Annotated in this window: 17 protein-coding genes and 1 pseudogene; 17 read left to right on the top strand and 1 reads right to left on the bottom strand. The window is 42.0% G+C overall.

Annotated elements, in window-relative coordinates; translation table 11 throughout:
• Nucleotides 1-85 precede the first annotated feature (85 nt).
• The 8 genes and pseudogenes from KX728_RS05665 (at nt 86) to deoD (ending at nt 7344) form a co-directional block, all read left to right on the top strand.
• Complete coding sequence (locus KX728_RS05665) at nt 86-1141, top strand: ABC transporter permease (protein ID WP_215804589.1); 1056 nt, start codon at nt 86-88, stop codon at nt 1139-1141.
• 13 nt (nt 1142-1154) lie between these two features.
• Nucleotides 1155-1835, top strand: a complete 681-nt coding sequence (locus KX728_RS05660) for an ABC transporter ATP-binding protein (RefSeq protein WP_215804590.1) — start codon at nt 1155-1157, stop codon at nt 1833-1835.
• Between the two features lie 124 nt (nt 1836-1959).
• A complete protein-coding gene (locus KX728_RS05655) occupies nt 1960-2889 on the top strand; it encodes a peptidase U32 family protein (RefSeq protein ID WP_084851842.1) in 930 nt (309 codons plus the stop codon).
• Between the two features lie 105 nt (nt 2890-2994).
• A complete protein-coding gene (gene rpiA, locus KX728_RS05650) occupies nt 2995-3678 on the top strand; it encodes a ribose-5-phosphate isomerase RpiA (protein ID WP_061852182.1) in 684 nt (227 codons plus the stop codon).
• A gap of 23 nt (nt 3679-3701) precedes the next feature.
• A complete protein-coding gene (locus KX728_RS05645; RefSeq protein WP_042902369.1) occupies nt 3702-4913 on the top strand; it encodes a phosphopentomutase in 1212 nt (403 codons plus the stop codon).
• A gap of 1 nt (nt 4914) precedes the next feature.
• Nucleotides 4915-5470 (top strand): annotated as a pseudogene (locus KX728_RS05640) (DUF1697 domain-containing protein); the annotation flags it as partial.
• The gene (locus KX728_RS05635; RefSeq protein ID WP_042902367.1) at nt 5471-6280 is read left to right on the top strand and encodes a purine-nucleoside phosphorylase; all 810 of its coding nucleotides are present in this window, start codon (nt 5471-5473) and stop codon (nt 6278-6280) included.
• Between the two features lie 353 nt (nt 6281-6633).
• Nucleotides 6634-7344, top strand: a complete 711-nt coding sequence (gene deoD / locus KX728_RS05630; RefSeq protein ID WP_000022092.1) for a purine-nucleoside phosphorylase — start codon at nt 6634-6636, stop codon at nt 7342-7344.
• Nucleotides 7345-7376: 32 nt separating this feature from the next.
• Here the strand turns inward: deoD and pavA are convergent, their stop codons facing one another.
• Entirely contained in the window at nt 7377-9032 is a 1656-nt protein-coding gene (pavA, locus tag KX728_RS05625) for an Rqc2 family fibronectin-binding protein PavA (RefSeq protein WP_215804591.1), read from the bottom strand.
• Nucleotides 9033-9136: 104 nt separating this feature from the next.
• Here pavA and ybeY point away from each other — a divergent pair, with 104 nt between their 5' ends.
• The 9 genes from ybeY to KX728_RS09350 are packed head-to-tail and all read left to right on the top strand — an operon-like array spanning nt 9137 to nt 14538.
• Nucleotides 9137-9634: an rRNA maturation RNase YbeY gene (ybeY, locus tag KX728_RS05620; protein ID WP_215804592.1), complete on the top strand. Its 498-nt coding sequence runs from the start codon at nt 9137-9139 to the stop codon at nt 9632-9634.
• Entirely contained in the window at nt 9615-10010 is a 396-nt protein-coding gene (locus KX728_RS05615; protein ID WP_000378180.1) for a diacylglycerol kinase family protein, read from the top strand. The genes ybeY and KX728_RS05615 overlap by 20 nt, the downstream gene beginning before the upstream one ends.
• A 16-nt stretch (nt 10011-10026) precedes the next feature.
• The gene (gene era, locus KX728_RS05610) at nt 10027-10926 is read left to right on the top strand and encodes a GTPase Era (RefSeq protein ID WP_215804593.1); all 900 of its coding nucleotides are present in this window, start codon (nt 10027-10029) and stop codon (nt 10924-10926) included.
• Nucleotides 10927-10974: 48 nt separating this feature from the next.
• Entirely contained in the window at nt 10975-11799 is an 825-nt protein-coding gene (gene mutM / locus KX728_RS05605; RefSeq protein WP_215804594.1) for a DNA-formamidopyrimidine glycosylase, read from the top strand.
• Nucleotides 11799-12404, top strand: coding sequence for a dephospho-CoA kinase (gene coaE, locus KX728_RS05600; RefSeq protein ID WP_215804595.1), 606 nt, complete (start codon nt 11799-11801; stop codon nt 12402-12404). Before mutM ends, coaE begins: the two co-directional genes overlap by 1 nt.
• Nucleotides 12391-13590 carry a multidrug efflux MFS transporter PmrA gene (gene pmrA / locus KX728_RS05595; protein ID WP_215804596.1) on the top strand — a complete coding sequence of 400 codons (1200 nt, stop codon included), beginning with the start codon at nt 12391-12393 and terminating at the stop codon, nt 13588-13590. Before coaE ends, pmrA begins: the two co-directional genes overlap by 14 nt.
• Nucleotides 13590-13739 (top strand): 50S ribosomal protein L33, encoded by a 150-nt coding sequence (gene rpmG, locus KX728_RS05590; RefSeq protein ID WP_007519517.1) that lies wholly within the window; start codon nt 13590-13592, stop codon nt 13737-13739. Before pmrA ends, rpmG begins: the two co-directional genes overlap by 1 nt.
• Before the next feature lie 39 nt (nt 13740-13778).
• Nucleotides 13779-14012 (top strand): preprotein translocase subunit SecG, encoded by a 234-nt coding sequence (gene secG / locus KX728_RS05585; RefSeq protein ID WP_000282517.1) that lies wholly within the window; start codon nt 13779-13781, stop codon nt 14010-14012.
• Between the two features lie 58 nt (nt 14013-14070).
• Complete coding sequence (locus tag KX728_RS09350) at nt 14071-14538, top strand: hypothetical protein (RefSeq protein WP_223335604.1); 468 nt, start codon at nt 14071-14073, stop codon at nt 14536-14538.
• Nucleotides 14539-14631 lie beyond the last annotated feature (93 nt).

The following is a 14631-nucleotide window of genomic DNA, read 5'->3' as shown; positions in this document are numbered from 1 at the left end:
TTTGAATGGATGGAAGGACAGAGATTCTGTCTATTGGACTGGGTGGCATTCTTGCTACCTCTGGGAAAAGTAAAAGGAGATAAGCATGTATCTTGCTATCAAAGAGATATTACGAAATAAACTTCGATATAGTTTGATTCTAACTACCATTTTTCTTATCGCTTTTATGGTCTTTTTTATGACCAGTCTAGCTCTCGGTCTTGTGCGAAACAACCGAGCAGCTATTGATAATTGGCAAGCGACGGGTGTCGTTTTATCCGACTACGCAAATGATAATTTGACGGCATCCTTTATCCCTGAAAAGGACTACAAGGATAAGAGTTCTGAAGAGGCCGCTCCATTGGGCTATATGTTCGCTGTAACCAATCTAGTCGATGGTAGTGAAAAGGTCAATGTTTCCATTTTTGCTCAAGACTGGGACTCTTTTATCTCTCCTAGTTTGACGGAGGGACGTTATCCTGAAAGAGATGATGAGGTTGTCGTGGATCAGTCTTTTGAGAACTATGGGATGAAGCTAGGTGATGCCATTCAGCTCAATGGAAGCGAGGCAAGTTACAAGATTGTAGGCCTGACTCAAGGAAATAAATTTTTCACCGAGCCTGTTGTTTTTACGAGTCTGACAACTTATTGGACCTTACAAGGAACCTTGAAAGCCAATCGTTCCATCTCTGCCTTGGTATTGAAAAATAACATAGAAGTGGTCGGGAATGGACTGAAACAGATTTCCATTCCAAAAATGATATCGAAAATTCCTGGTTACACACCTCAGGTGAATGTATTTTCAGGAATGATTCTTGCTATGATTGTTATCACAGGCTTGATTGTGGGAATTTTTGTTTATATCATTACCATCCAAAAACTAGGTCTTTATGGAATAATGCGGGCTCAGGGGATACAGATCAAAACCATTGTATGGTCTCTGTTCTGTCAAATCTTCCTCCTAGCTGGTATGGGGATTGCGTTAGCCTTGCTGGCAATCGGAGGAGTGATTTTAGTCTTACCAGCTACCTTCTTTTTCTATCCAAGTTGGATAGCCTACTCTGTCCTAAGTTTGGTAATTTCCTTGATGGCCCTTCTAGGTGGTGTCATTTCACTTCCACGCTTGCTAAAGGTGGACCCGATTACTGCGATTGCAGAGTGATAAGGAGAATAGTATGACAACATTGATAGAAATGAATCAAGTGACAAAAACTTACGGGGAAGGAAAGATGAAAGTCGTAGCCCTGCATGAGACGAATTTTCAGCTAAATGCAGGAGAGTTCGTAGCTATCGTTGGACCTTCAGGTTCCGGAAAGACGACCTTTCTAACAACTCTAGGACAACTACAGGAAGCATCGAGTGGAAAGATTCTAGTCAAAGGGAAGGAAACAGGCAGTTTGACGGAGAAGGAAAAAACAGATCTCCGTTTTAGAGAGTTTGGCTTCATTCTTCAGGCTTCAAACTTAATTCCTTTTCTAACGGTCAAGGAACAGCTGGATTTGATTGACAGACTGGATAAGGGAAAAAATAGTAAAAGTGATCGAAAAGAGCTTTTTGACCTGTTGGATTTGGAAAAAGTACAATATCAGTATCCCAAGGCTTTATCAGGTGGCGAACGTCAACGTGCTGCGATTGCTAGAGCGCTCTATAACAATCCAAGCATTGTGCTTGCAGATGAGCCGACAGCCAGTCTAGACACCGAGCGTGCTTACCAAGTAACGGAGATGTTGGCTGCCATTGCTCATGAACAAGGTAGAGGAGTTGTTATGATTACGCATGATACTCGTCTTCTTGATAAGGTTGATCGAATTTATGTCATGAATGATGGCCACCTAGTTGAAGAAACACATGTATAAAATAGAGTGAATGGTACAAGTTACTGTTCACTTTTTGATTGGGAAAGATAGAAATAAGTTTAACTTTTTATGAAACTCTCAGTACCCATAGCTGATTTTTGAGAATTGTGGTATAATTTTTCTTATGGAAAAGATTATCATTACAGCAACTGCTGAAAGTATTGAACAAGTTGAACAGTTACTCGAAGCTGGCGTAGATCGTATCTATGTCGGTGAGAAAGATTTTGGTCTTCGTCTGCCAACAACTTTTAGTTATGAAGACTTACGCACCATCGCTAAGTTGGTTCATGAAGCAGGCAAAGAATTGATTGTCGCAGTTAATGCCCTCATGCACCAAGATATGATGGACCGTATCAAGCCTTTCCTAGACTTCTTGGAAGAAATCAAGACAGACTATATCACTGTTGGGGATGCAGGTGTCTTTTACGTGGTCAACCGTGATGGTTATTCCTTTAAGACCATTTATGATGCTTCAACCATGGTAACAAGCAGTCGTCAGATTAACTTCTGGGGTCAAAAGGCAGGGGCCTCTGAGGCGGTTTTGGCGCGTGAAATTCCATCTGCCGAGCTCTTCAAGATGCCCGAGATTTTGGAAATTCCTGCTGAAGTGTTGGTTTACGGAGCTAGTGTCATCCACCATTCTAAGCGCCCGCTCTTGCAAAACTACTATAACTTTACACATATCGATGATGAAAAGACACGCAAACGTGACCTCTTCTTGGCAGAACCGAGTGACCCAGAAAGCCATTATTCTATCTTTGAAGATAATCATGGTACCCACATCTTTGCAAATAACGACCTTGATTTGATGACCAAATTGACAGAACTAGTGGAGCATGGCTTTACTCACTGGAAACTCGAAGGGCTTTACACACCAGGTCAGAACTTTGTTGAGATTGCTAAACTCTTTATTCAAGCGCGTGGCTTGATCCAAGAGGGGAATTTCAGCCATGACCAAGCTTTCTTGTTAGATGAGGAAGTGCGCAAGTTACACCCTAAAAACCGTTTCCTCGACACAGGATTCTATGATTACGATCCTGATATGGTTAAATAGGACACCAAAACCCGAAATAAAAATGTTCGGGTTTTTCAAGTGTATTCATGAAATAAAAACGGATACATGTTATAATAAAAGTAGCTCTTTAATGGAGGTGTTTAAGTGGAGAATCTGAAAAAGATGGCAGGTATCAAGGCTGCTGAGTTTGTCAAGGATGGTATGGTTGTTGGACTCGGTACTGGATCAACTGCCTACTATTTCGTAGAAGAAGTAGGTCGTCGGATCAAGGAAGAAGGTTTGCAGATTACTGCTGTGACAACTTCCAGTGTGACCAGTAAACAGGCTGAAGGACTAAACATCCCACTCAAGTCGATTGATCAAGTAGACTTTGTCGATGTGACAGTTGACGGGGCGGATGAAGTAGATAGCCAGTTCAACGGGATCAAAGGCGGTGGTGGTGCCCTTCTCATGGAGAAGGTTGTCGCAACGCCCTCAAAAGAATACATCTGGGTGGTTGACGAAAGCAAACTGGTAGAGAAACTAGGTGCTTTTAAATTGCCTGTAGAAGTGGTTCAGTATGGTGCAGAACAGGTCTTTCGTCGGTTTGAGCGAGCTGGCTACAAACCAAGTTTCCGTGAAAAAGACGGCCAACGTTTTGTGACCGATATGCAGAACTTTATCATTGATCTAGCCTTGGATGTCATTGAAGATCCGATTACTTTCGGACAAGAATTGGATCATGTCGTTGGTGTCGTTGAGCATGGCTTGTTCAACCAAATGGTGGATAAGGTCATCGTTGCTGGACGAGACGGGGTTCAGATTTTAACTTCAACAAAAGCAAACTAATCAACATAATAAGGAGATACACTATGTCAAAATTTAATCGTATTCACTTGGTGGTACTGGATTCTGTAGGAATCGGTGCTGCACCAGATGCCAATAACTTTGTCAATGCAGGAGTTCCAGATGGAGCTTCCGACACACTGGGACATATCTCAAAAGCTGTTGGTTTGAATGTGCCAAACATGGCTAAAATCGGTCTAGGAAATATTCCTCGTGAAACGCCTCTGAAGACTGTACCAGCTGAAAACAACCCAACAGGTTATGCAACAAAATTGGAAGAAGTTTCCCTTGGTAAGGATACCATGACTGGACACTGGGAAATCATGGGACTCAATATTACCGAGCCTTTCGATACTTTCTGGAACGGATTCCCAGAAGAAATCTTAACAAAGATCGAAGAATTTTCAGGACGTAAGGTCATTCGTGAAGCCAACAAACCTTACTCAGGAACAGCTGTTATTGACGATTTTGGGCCACGTCAAATGGAAACTGGGGAGTTGATTATCTATACTTCAGCTGACCCTGTTTTGCAAATTGCTGCCCACGAAGACATCATTCCTTTGGATGAACTCTACCGTATCTGTGAATATGCTCGTTCGATTACTCTTGAGCGCCCTGCTCTTCTAGGTCGTATCATTGCTCGTCCTTATGTGGGTGAGCCAGGTAACTTCACTCGTACAGCAAATCGTCGTGACTTGGCAGTATCTCCATTTGCACCGACTGTTTTGGATAAATTGAACGAAGCTGGAATCGATACTTACGCTGTTGGAAAAATCAACGATATCTTTAACGGAGCTGGTATCAATCATGACATGGGCCACAACAAGTCAAACAGCCACGGAATTGATACACTATTGAAGACTATGGGACTTGCTGAGTTTGAAAAAGGATTCTCCTTCACAAACTTAGTTGACTTTGATGCCCTTTACGGCCACCGCCGCAATGCTCATGGTTACCGTGATTGCTTGCATGAGTTCGATGAACGCTTGCCTGAAATTATCGCAGCCATGAGAGAGAACGACCTTCTCTTGATTACTGCGGACCATGGAAATGACCCAACCTATGCAGGAACAGACCACACTCGTGAATATATTCCATTGTTGGCCTATAGCCCTTCCTTTAAAGGAAATGGTCTCATTCCTGTCGGACATTTTGCAGATATCTCAGCGACAGTTGCGGATAACTTTGGTGTTGAAACTGCCATGATTGGGGAAAGTTTCTTAGATAAATTGGTATAAGATGACGCGATATGCTTTACTTGTTCGGGGAATTAATGTCGGTGGGAAAAATAAGGTTGTCATGGCGCAACTTCGTCAAGAACTGACAGAGTTGGGACTGGAAAAGGTTGAGACCTACATCAACAGTGGCAATATTTTCTTTACTTCGACAGACCCCAAAGCCCGATTGGTTGAAAAGTTAGAGGCTTTCTTTGAAATCCATTATCCATTTATTCAGAGCTTTTCTTTGTTGAGTCTTGAGGACTTTGAAGCGGAACTTGAAAATCTGCCTGAATGGTGGACCAAAGATTTGGCACGAAGAGATGTCCTCTTCTACACGGAGGGATTGGATGTGGCTCAAGTCATCGAGAAAGTGAACAGTTTGGAACTGGAAGATGAAGTCGTTCATTTTGGAAGACTTGGAATTTTCTGGGGGAAATTCTCTGAGGAATCCTACTATGCAACTGCCTATCACAAATACTTACTCAAGATGCCTTTCTACCGCCAAATCACCATTCGTAATGCTAAAACTTTTGACAAAATCGGTCAAATGATAAAAAAATAATAAAGGAGACACAATGACATTTTTAGATAAAATCAATGAAACAGCTGCCTTCCTGAAAGACAAGGGAATCCTAGCGCCTGAGTTCGGTCTAATCCTTGGATCAGGTCTGGGAGAATTGGCAGAAGAAATCGAAAATCCAGTTGTAGTAGACTATACAGATATTCCAAACTGGGGCCGTTCGACAGTAGTCGGTCACGCTGGTAAATTGGTATATGGAGAACTTGCAGGTCGCAAGGTCTTGGCCCTTCAAGGTCGTTTCCATTTCTACGAAGGAAATCCTCTTGAAGTCGTGACTTTCCCAGTTCGTGTTATGAAAGTTCTTGGATGCGAAGGTGTCATTGTAACCAATGCTGCAGGAGGTATCGGCTACGGTCCTGGTACCTTGATGGCTATCTCAGACCATATCAATATGACGGGGCAAAACCCATTGATGGGTGAAAACTTGGATGATTTTGGTCCACGTTTCCCAGATATGTCTAAAGCCTACACTCCAGAATATCGTGCTACTGCCCATGAAGTGGCTAAAAAACTTGATATCAAGCTTGATGAAGGTGTCTATATTGGTGTAACAGGTCCGACATATGAAACCCCAGCAGAGATTCGTGCCTATAAGACATTGGGAGCAGATGCAGTTGGTATGTCTACTGTTCCTGAAGTTATTGTTGCAGCTCACTCAGGTTTGAAAGTTCTCGGTATTTCATGTATTACTAACCATGCTGCTGGTTTCCAAGAAGAACTCAACCACGAAGAAGTTGTAGAAGTGACTGAACGTGTTAAAGGTGACTTCAAAGGCTTGCTTAAAGCGATTCTTGCTGAATTGTAATGAATACTTATCATAGAAAGGTAGAGTGAAGTGTTCTGATTTGAACACGAGCGGAAAATCTTTCATAACAATAAAAGAAAGGATGGGTAAACCGTATTTGTTGAACTGAATACGGGCGGAGAACTGTGTAAAAAAGATAAACTGTCTAACATCTGCGATGTGTCGTCAGTTTCCTATTTTTCCTTTGTTCTCTGTAGCTATCCTAAATATACAAAAAGAAAGGTAGAGCGAAGTGTTCTAATTTGAACACTAGCGGAAAACTCGGAAAATAGATAATCTGACTGAGAAATCAGGATTTCTCGTCAAATTCCTAATTTTCAGTCGTTTTCTTCTCGCTCTTTGTATCATAAACTATGTCTATCCATATTGCTGCTCAGCAGGGTGAAATTGCTGATAAAATTCTTCTTCCTGGGGATCCTCTTCGTGCGAAATTTATTGCGGAAAACTTCCTTGAAGATGCTGTTTGTTTTAACGAAGTGCGTAACATGTTTGGTTACACTGGTACTTACAAGGGTCACCGTGTATCGGTCATGGGAACTGGGATGGGGATGCCATCCATTTCGATTTATGCGCGTGAGTTGATTGTGGACTACGGTGTAAAGAAATTGATCCGTGTGGGAACTGCGGGTTCGTTAAACGAGGATGTTCATGTCCGTGAATTGGTTTTGGCGCAAGCAGCTGCAACCAACTCAAACATCATCCGCAACGACTGGCCACAGTATGATTTCCCACAAATCGCTAGTTTTGACTTGCTAGACAAGGCCTACCATATCGCCAAAGAACTAGGTATGACCACCCACGTTGGGAACGTTTTGTCATCAGATGTCTTTTACTCAAACTACTTTAAAAAGAACATCGAGCTTGGTAAATGGGGAGTCAAGGCTGTGGAAATGGAAGCAGCAGCTCTTTACTATCTTGCTGCCCAACACCACGTCGATGCACTTGCTATCATGACCATTTCTGATAGCTTGGTCAATCCAGATGAAGACACTACGGCAGAAGAACGCCAAAATACCTTCACCGATATGATGAAGGTTGGTTTGGAAACCTTGATTGCAGAGTAAATTGTAAACGAAAATCCTGATTTCAAGTGGAATCAGGATTTTTTCATAGATGCGATTTTTTCTGGATCTGGTGTGACACGGAGGGTCTTTTGTCCTGTGTAGGTTACAAATCCGGGTTTTCCTCCTGTTGGTTTGTTGAGTTTCTTGACTTCAATCATATCCACTTGCACGAGATTTGACAAACGCCCTTTGGAGAAGTAGGCAGCTAGTTCGGCTGCATCTGTCTTGACTTCGTCAGAAGGATTGAGATTTCCTGAGATGACGACATGACTTCCAGGAATGTCCTTGGCATGGAACCAGAGTTCCTCCTTGCGGGCCATTTTAAAGGTCAATTCCTCATTTTGAAGGTTGTTTCGACCGACATAGATAATGGTTTTGCCATCGCTCGCCAGATACTGTTCTGGTTTTTTGCGTTTCTGAATTTTCTCGCGTTGGCGTCTTCTGATGAAGCCAGTTTGAATCAATTCTTCACGTATTTCAGCGATTTCTTCTAGTCCAGCTTGGTTGAGCACAGTCTCCACACTTTCTAGATAAAGAATGGTTGCCTTGGTTTCCTCAATCAGATCAGTAAGGTATTTGACAGCTTCTTTGAGTTTCTGGTAACGCTTAAAATAGCGTTGAGCATTCTGGCTGGGAGTCAAGGCCTTATCAAGCGCAATGGTGATAGGCTGATTGGTGTAGTAGTTGTCTAGGATAACCTGGTCTTGGTCATTAGGTACTTGATGAAGGAAGGTTGTCAACAATTCCCCTTTTTGGCGAAATTCCTCAGCATTGTCTGTCGCTAGTAACTCTTTTTCTTGTTTTTTAAGCTTATGTCGATTTTTCTGAAGTTCATTTTCAACACGACGAATGAGCTCACTGGCTTGCTGTTTGACGCGGTCGCGCTCAGCTTTATCCTTATAATAGGTATCTAAGAGATCCGAAAGGCTGGCAAAAGGCTCTCCTACACGATTCGCAAAAGGAACTGGGCTGAAAGAAGTCTCCGTTAGGAAAGGCTTGGTTTCTTGCCCGAAGAAGTTTCGGAAAGTAGACAGTTTATCACTGACAAGAATGTTTTCCAATTCATTTGCCGTATCACGTCCCAGACCTTGAAAGAGACTTTGAAGATTTTTTGCTGTTAGTTCCTGTGTTTGCAAGATTTCAAAGAGCTTTTCATCCTTGACAGTAAAAGGATTGAGAGACTCGGTGCTTGGCGGAGCGATATAGGTCGATCCGGGAAGTAAGGTGCGGTAGCTATTTTGTGAAAAGCCGACGTGTTTGATGACTTCGAGGATTTTATGGCTACTTTTATCCACGAGGAGAATATTGCTGTGTTTACCCATGATTTCGATAATCAAGGTAGCCTGGATATGGTCTCCAATCTCGTTTTTATTAGAAACGGTAATTTCCACGATACGGTCATTTTCGACTTGCTCAATCGACTCAATCAGAGCACCCTGCAAATACTTTCTCAAAACCATGATAAAAGTCGAAGGTTGGGCTGGATTTTCAAAGGTTGTTTGGGTCAGCTGGATGCGACCAAAAACGGGATGGGCAGAAAGGAGCAGGCGATGGCTTTGGCGATTGCTGCGGATTTGCAAGACCAACTCTTGTTCAAAAGGTTGATTGATTTTCTGGATGCGACCATTGACTAACTCGCTTTTCAATTCCTCAACCATGTGATGTAAAAAAAATCCGTCAAATGACATCGTTCTCTCCTTGTGATTGTATTCCATAGTATTATATCAAAAAGGTAGAATAAAATCATGGAAATATGGTATAATAAAGCCAAGTAAAGAGAATCGAGAAGTACATGTATATTGAAATGGTAGATGAAACTGGTCAAGTTTCACAAGAAATCTTGCAACAAACCCAAGAAATTTTGGAATTTGCAGCCAAAAAAATAGGAAAAGAAGACAAGGAGATGGCAGTCACTTTTGTGACCAACGAGCGTAGCCATGAACTCAATCTGGAGTATCGTGACACGGACCGTCCGACAGATGTTATCAGCCTTGAATATAAGCCAGAGTTGGAAATTGCCTTTGACGAAGAGGATTTGCTTGAAAATCCTGAATTAGCAGAGATGATGTCTGAGTTTGATGCCTATATTGGGGAATTGTTCATCTCTATCGATAAGGCTCATGAGCAGGCTGAGGAATACGGTCACAGCTTTGAGCGTGAAATGGGCTTCTTGGCAGTACACGGCTTTTTACATATCAACGGCTATGATCACTACACTCCGGAAGAAGAAGCGGAGATGTTCGGTTTACAAGAAGAAATATTAACAGCCTATGGACTCACAAGACAATAAACGAAAATGGAAAAATCGTGACCTGGTATCCAGTTTAGAATTTGCCCTTACAGGAATTCTGACTGCTTTCAAGGAAGAACGCAATATGCGAAAACATGCAGTGACGGCTCTAGTAGTCATCCTTGCAGGTTTTGTTTTTCAGGTGTCACGAATTGAATGGCTCTTTCTCCTAATGAGCATTTTCTTGGTAGTAGCCTTTGAGATTATTAACTCTGCTATTGAAAATGTGGTGGATCTAGCCAGTCACTATCACTTTTCTATGTTGGCAAAGAAAGCCAAGGACATGGCAGCAGGAGCCGTGCTAGTTGTCTCTCTTTTTGCTGCAGTGACAGGTGCACTTATCTTTATCCCACGCATTTGGGATATACTATTCTAAACTATAAGAGGAAATTATGACATTTAAATCAGGCTTTGTAGCCATTTTAGGGCGTCCCAATGTTGGGAAGTCAACCTTTTTAAATCACGTCATGGGGCAAAAGATTGCCATTATGAGTGACAAAGCGCAAACAACGCGCAATAAAATCATGGGGATTTACACCACGGATAAGGAGCAAATCGTCTTTATTGACACACCAGGGATTCACAAGCCTAAAACAGCCCTTGGCGATTTCATGGTGGAATCTGCCTACAGTACTCTTCGTGAAGTGGATACTGTTCTATTCATGGTGCCAGCTGATGAGCCACGTGGTAAGGGCGACGACATGATTATCGAGCGTCTGAAAGCTACCAAGGTTCCTGTAATTCTGGTGATGAATAAGATTGACAAGGTTCATCCAGACCAGCTTTTGTCTCAGATTGATGACTTCCGTAACCAGATGGACTTTAAGGAAATTGTTCCAATCTCAGCCCTTCAGGGAAATAACGTTTCTCGACTAATCGATATTTTGAGTGAAAATCTAGAGGAAGGTTTCCAGTATTTCCCAGCTGATCAAATCACAGATCATCCTGAGCGTTTCTTGGTTTCTGAGATGATTCGTGAGAAAGTCTTGCACCTAACTCGAGAAGAGATTCCTCACTCAGTTGCAGTGGTAGTTGACTCCATGAAGCGTGATGAAGAGACAGACAAGGTTCATATCCGTGCAACCATCATGGTGGAGCGTGATAGCCAAAAAGGCATTATCATCGGAAAAGGTGGCGCTATGCTCAAAAAAATAGGGACCATGGCCCGTCGTGATATCGAACTCATGCTAGGGGACAAGGTTTTCCTAGAAACTTGGGTCAAGGTCAAGAAAAACTGGCGTGATAAAAAGCTAGATTTGGCTGACTTTGGCTATAATGAAAAAGAATACTAAGTAGAGGTGGGCTCATGCCTGCTTCTTGTTTTTACAGAAGGAGGATTTATGCCTGAATTACCTGAGGTCGAAACCGTTCGTCGTGGCTTAGAGAAATTAATTTTGGGAAAGAAAATTTCGAGTATAGAGGTTCGTTATCCTAAGATGATCAAGACAGATTTGGACGAGTTTCAAAAGGAAGTGCCTGGCCAAGTAATTGAGTCCATGGGACGCCGTGGCAAGTATCTGCTTTTCTACCTGACAGACAAGGTCCTGATTTCCCATTTGCGGATGGAGGGCAAGTATTTTTACTATCCAGACCAGATTCCTGAACGCAATCACGCCCATGTCTTCTTCCAGTTTGAAGATGGAGGCACGCTAGTTTATGAAGATGTACGCAAGTTTGGTACCATGGAACTGATGGCGCCTGACCTTTTGGATACCTACTTTATTTCTAAGAAACTAGGTCCTGAACCAAGAGAGCAGGACTTTGATTTGCAGGTCTTTCAAGCTGCCCTAGCCAAATCTAAAAAGCCTATCAAATCCCACCTTCTAGAACAAACCTTGGTAGCTGGTCTTGGCAATATCTATGTGGATGAGGTTCTCTGGCGAGCTCAGGTCCATCCAGCAAGACATTCCCAAACTTTGACAGCAGAAGAAGCGACAGCTATTCATAACCAGACCATTGCTGTTTTGGGTCAGGCTGTTGAAAACGGGGGCTCAACTATTCGAACCTATACCAATGCCTTTGGGGAAGATGGAACCATGCAGGATTTTCATCAGGTCTATGATAAGACTGGTCAAGCATGTTCACGCTGTGGCACCATCATTGAGAAATTCCAGCTCGGTGGACGAGGAACTCATTTTTGTCCTCAGTGTCAAAGGAGAGGCTGATGGGAAAAATTATCGGAATCACAGGAGGAATTGCCTCTGGTAAGTCAACTGTGACAAATTTTCTAAGAGAAAAAGGCTTTCAAGTGGTGGATGCTGACGCAGTCGTCCATCAGCTACAAAAACCTGGTGGACGTCTTTATCAGGTCTTAGTCCAGCATTTTGGTCAGAAAATTATCTTAGAAAATGGAGAACTCAATCGTCCTCTCCTAGCTAGTCTCATATTTTCAAATCCTGAAGAGCGGGAATGGTCTAAGCGAACCCAAGGAGAGATTATTCGTGAGGAACTGGCAGCATTGCGAGACCAGTTAGCCCGGACAGAAGCAATTTTTTTCATGGATATTCCCCTGCTTTTTGAACAGGGATATGCCAACTGGTTTGATGAGACGTGGCTGGTCTATGTGGACCGAGATGTTCAGGTGGAACGTTTCATGAAACGGGATCATCTTTCTAAGGAAGTAGCAGAGTCCCGTTTGGCCGCCCAATGGTCTTTAGAGAAAAAGAAAGATTTTGCCAGTCATGTTCTAGACAACAATGGCAGTCGTGATCAGCTTGTGACTCAAGTAGTGAAGTTACTTGAAGGAGGCGATAGCTGTGCAAGAGATTAGTTGGAAAGAGAATCTTCGTGTCGCCTGGTTCGGTAGTTTTCTAACGGGCGCCAGCATTTCCTTGGTCGTTCCTTTCATGCCTATCTTTGTGGAGCAGTTGGGAATTGAAGGAGAGCAAGTTGCTTTTTATGCTGGATTAGCCATCTCAGTTTCGGCTGTTTCAGCAGCTCTAGTTTCTCCTATCTGGGGTATTCTTGCTGACAAGTACGGTCGAAAGCCCATGATGATTCGAGCTGGGCTTGCCATGACCATCACTATGGGAGGTTTGGCCTTCGTGCCAAATATCTATTGGCTACTCTTTTTGCGCTTGCTCAATGGTGTATTTACTGGTTTTGTCCCCAATGCAACAGCCTTGATTGCTAGTCAGGTACCTAAAGATAAGTCTGGAGCGGCTCTGGGGACTCTATCTACAGGTGTAGTTGCGGGAACACTGACGGGTCCCTTTGTTGGAGGCTTTATTGCTGAAATTTTTGGCATTCGTAATGTTTTTTTATTGGTAGGCGCTTTCTTATTTTTAGCTGCAATCCTAACCATTTTCTTTATCAAGGAAGATTTTCAGCCAGTGGCTAAGGAGAAGGCTATCCCAACGAAAGAAGTATTTTCTGCTTTCAAGTATCCTAGGCTCTTAGTAAACCTATTTTTGACGAGCTTTGTCATTCAATTTTCAGCTCAATCAATTGGCCCCATTCTGGCTCTCTATGTGCGGGACTTAGGGCAGACTGAGAATCTCCTCTTTGTATCAGGATTGATTGTATCCAGCATGGGATTTTCTAGCATGATGAGTGCTGGAGTGATGGGAAAGCTTGGTGATAAGCTAGGGAATCATCGACTTCTGATAGTGGCACAGATGTATTCCGTCATCATTTACCTTCTTTGTGCCCATGCAACCAGCCCCCTTCAACTTGGCTTGTATCGTTTTCTCTTTGGTCTGGGAACGGGCGCTCTCATACCGGGAGTTAATGCCCTTCTTAGCAAAATGACTCCGAAATCAGGTATTTCAAGGATTTTCGCCTTCAACCAAGTCTTTTTTTACCTCGGTGGAGTGATTGGACCTATGGCGGGATCCGCAGTTGCAGGATATTTGGGCTACCATGTTGTCTTTTATGCGACAGCTGCCTGTGTAGCTTTCAGTTGTTTATGTAACTTAGTGCAATTTAGATCATTATTAAAAGTAAAGGAAATCTAGTGCGAGTAAAAATCAATCTCAAGTGCTCCTCTTGTGGCAGCATGAATTATCTAACCAGTAAGAACTCCAAAACCCATCCAGACAAGATTGAGGTGTTAAAATATTGTCCAAAGGAAAGAAAAGTAACTTTACATCTTGAATCTAAGTAGAATTTATGGTAAAATAATAGGGATTTTAAGGAGTTTGATATGTATAACCTATTATTAACCATTTTATTAGTATTATCTGTTGTGATTGTGATTGCGATTTTCATGCAACCAACTAAGAACCAATCCAGCAATGTATTTGATGCCAGCTCAGGTGATTTGTTTGAACGTAGTAAAGCGCGTGGTTTTGAAGCTGTGATGCAACGTTTGACAGGTATTTTAGTCTTTTTCTGGCTAGCCATTGCCTTAGCATTGACAGTATTATCAAGTAGATAAGAAATGGGCGAGACTAGGTCTTAGCCTATTTTTATTTTGAATGAGAAGGAGCTTTAAAATGCATCTATCTGGGGAGTCTATTCAATTAGTTAAAGATTATTTTGAGAGTTACTTAACTGGCTACTCTATTGAGGTATTAGATTTTGACCATTATTCAAAAATATACATACTTAATGACTCCTTAATCTTACTATTTGAAGTTAACAGAAACAAGGTAGATTATGTAAATAATAAAGGTTTATGTAAGGAAGATTTAACAAATAATAGGTATATAGAGCCAGGTATATATGGAAATCACTATTATTCTTTTCGGATTGTTGAATTAACAAATAATGAAATAGGATGGAAATATAATAATGAGGAGTTTAAGAGAAAAGTAATTGCTTATATTGGAGAAGAGTTGATATTTGTACCTATTGAGTATGTAAAGTTTAAAGGCTGGTCTAGATATTATTGGTCTATGGATATTCCTTCTAAAATTGAATATATTGATAAAGAAGTACCTCAATTAAGATTAAAAGAATGATACGAAAAATGGGACGGATTTCGATATTACTTTATTTTTATAGAATTTAAGAAACCAAATAATACTTATGCAAAAGCTGTAGCATACTCCGTA

Source organism: Streptococcus oralis (assembly GCF_019334565.1).
Classification (GTDB): domain Bacteria; phylum Bacillota; class Bacilli; order Lactobacillales; family Streptococcaceae; genus Streptococcus; species Streptococcus oralis_CR.
Note: the sequence above shows the minus strand (reverse complement) of the source record. Positions and strands in the feature narration are given on the sequence as shown.

What these genes read in the sequence shown, in the direction of transcription:
- KX728_RS05615 (WP_000378180.1), top strand. Translation starts at nt 9,615, where the DNA reads ATGGACTCACAAGACAATAAACGAAAATGGAAAAATCGTGACCTGGTA.
- ybeY (WP_215804592.1), top strand. Translation starts at nt 9,137, where the DNA reads ATGTATATTGAAATGGTAGATGAAACTGGTCAAGTTTCACAAGAAATC.
- KX728_RS05635 (WP_042902367.1), top strand. Translation starts at nt 5,471, where the DNA reads ATGACATTTTTAGATAAAATCAATGAAACAGCTGCCTTCCTGAAAGAC.
- deoD (WP_000022092.1), top strand. Translation starts at nt 6,634, where the DNA reads ATGTCTATCCATATTGCTGCTCAGCAGGGTGAAATTGCTGATAAAATT.
- mutM (WP_215804594.1), top strand. Translation starts at nt 10,975, where the DNA reads ATGCCTGAATTACCTGAGGTCGAAACCGTTCGTCGTGGCTTAGAGAAA.
- pavA (WP_215804591.1), bottom strand. Translation starts at nt 9,032, where the DNA reads ATGTCATTTGACGGATTTTTTTTACATCACATGGTTGAGGAATTGAAA.
- KX728_RS09350 (WP_223335604.1), top strand. Translation starts at nt 14,071, where the DNA reads ATGCATCTATCTGGGGAGTCTATTCAATTAGTTAAAGATTATTTTGAG.
- KX728_RS05655 (WP_084851842.1), top strand. Translation starts at nt 1,960, where the DNA reads ATGGAAAAGATTATCATTACAGCAACTGCTGAAAGTATTGAACAAGTT.
- era (WP_215804593.1), top strand. Translation starts at nt 10,027, where the DNA reads ATGACATTTAAATCAGGCTTTGTAGCCATTTTAGGGCGTCCCAATGTT.
- KX728_RS05660 (WP_215804590.1), top strand. Translation starts at nt 1,155, where the DNA reads ATGACAACATTGATAGAAATGAATCAAGTGACAAAAACTTACGGGGAA.
- coaE (WP_215804595.1), top strand. Translation starts at nt 11,799, where the DNA reads ATGGGAAAAATTATCGGAATCACAGGAGGAATTGCCTCTGGTAAGTCA.
- KX728_RS05645 (WP_042902369.1), top strand. Translation starts at nt 3,702, where the DNA reads ATGTCAAAATTTAATCGTATTCACTTGGTGGTACTGGATTCTGTAGGA.
- secG (WP_000282517.1), top strand. Translation starts at nt 13,779, where the DNA reads ATGTATAACCTATTATTAACCATTTTATTAGTATTATCTGTTGTGATT.
- KX728_RS05665 (WP_215804589.1), top strand. Translation starts at nt 86, where the DNA reads ATGTATCTTGCTATCAAAGAGATATTACGAAATAAACTTCGATATAGT.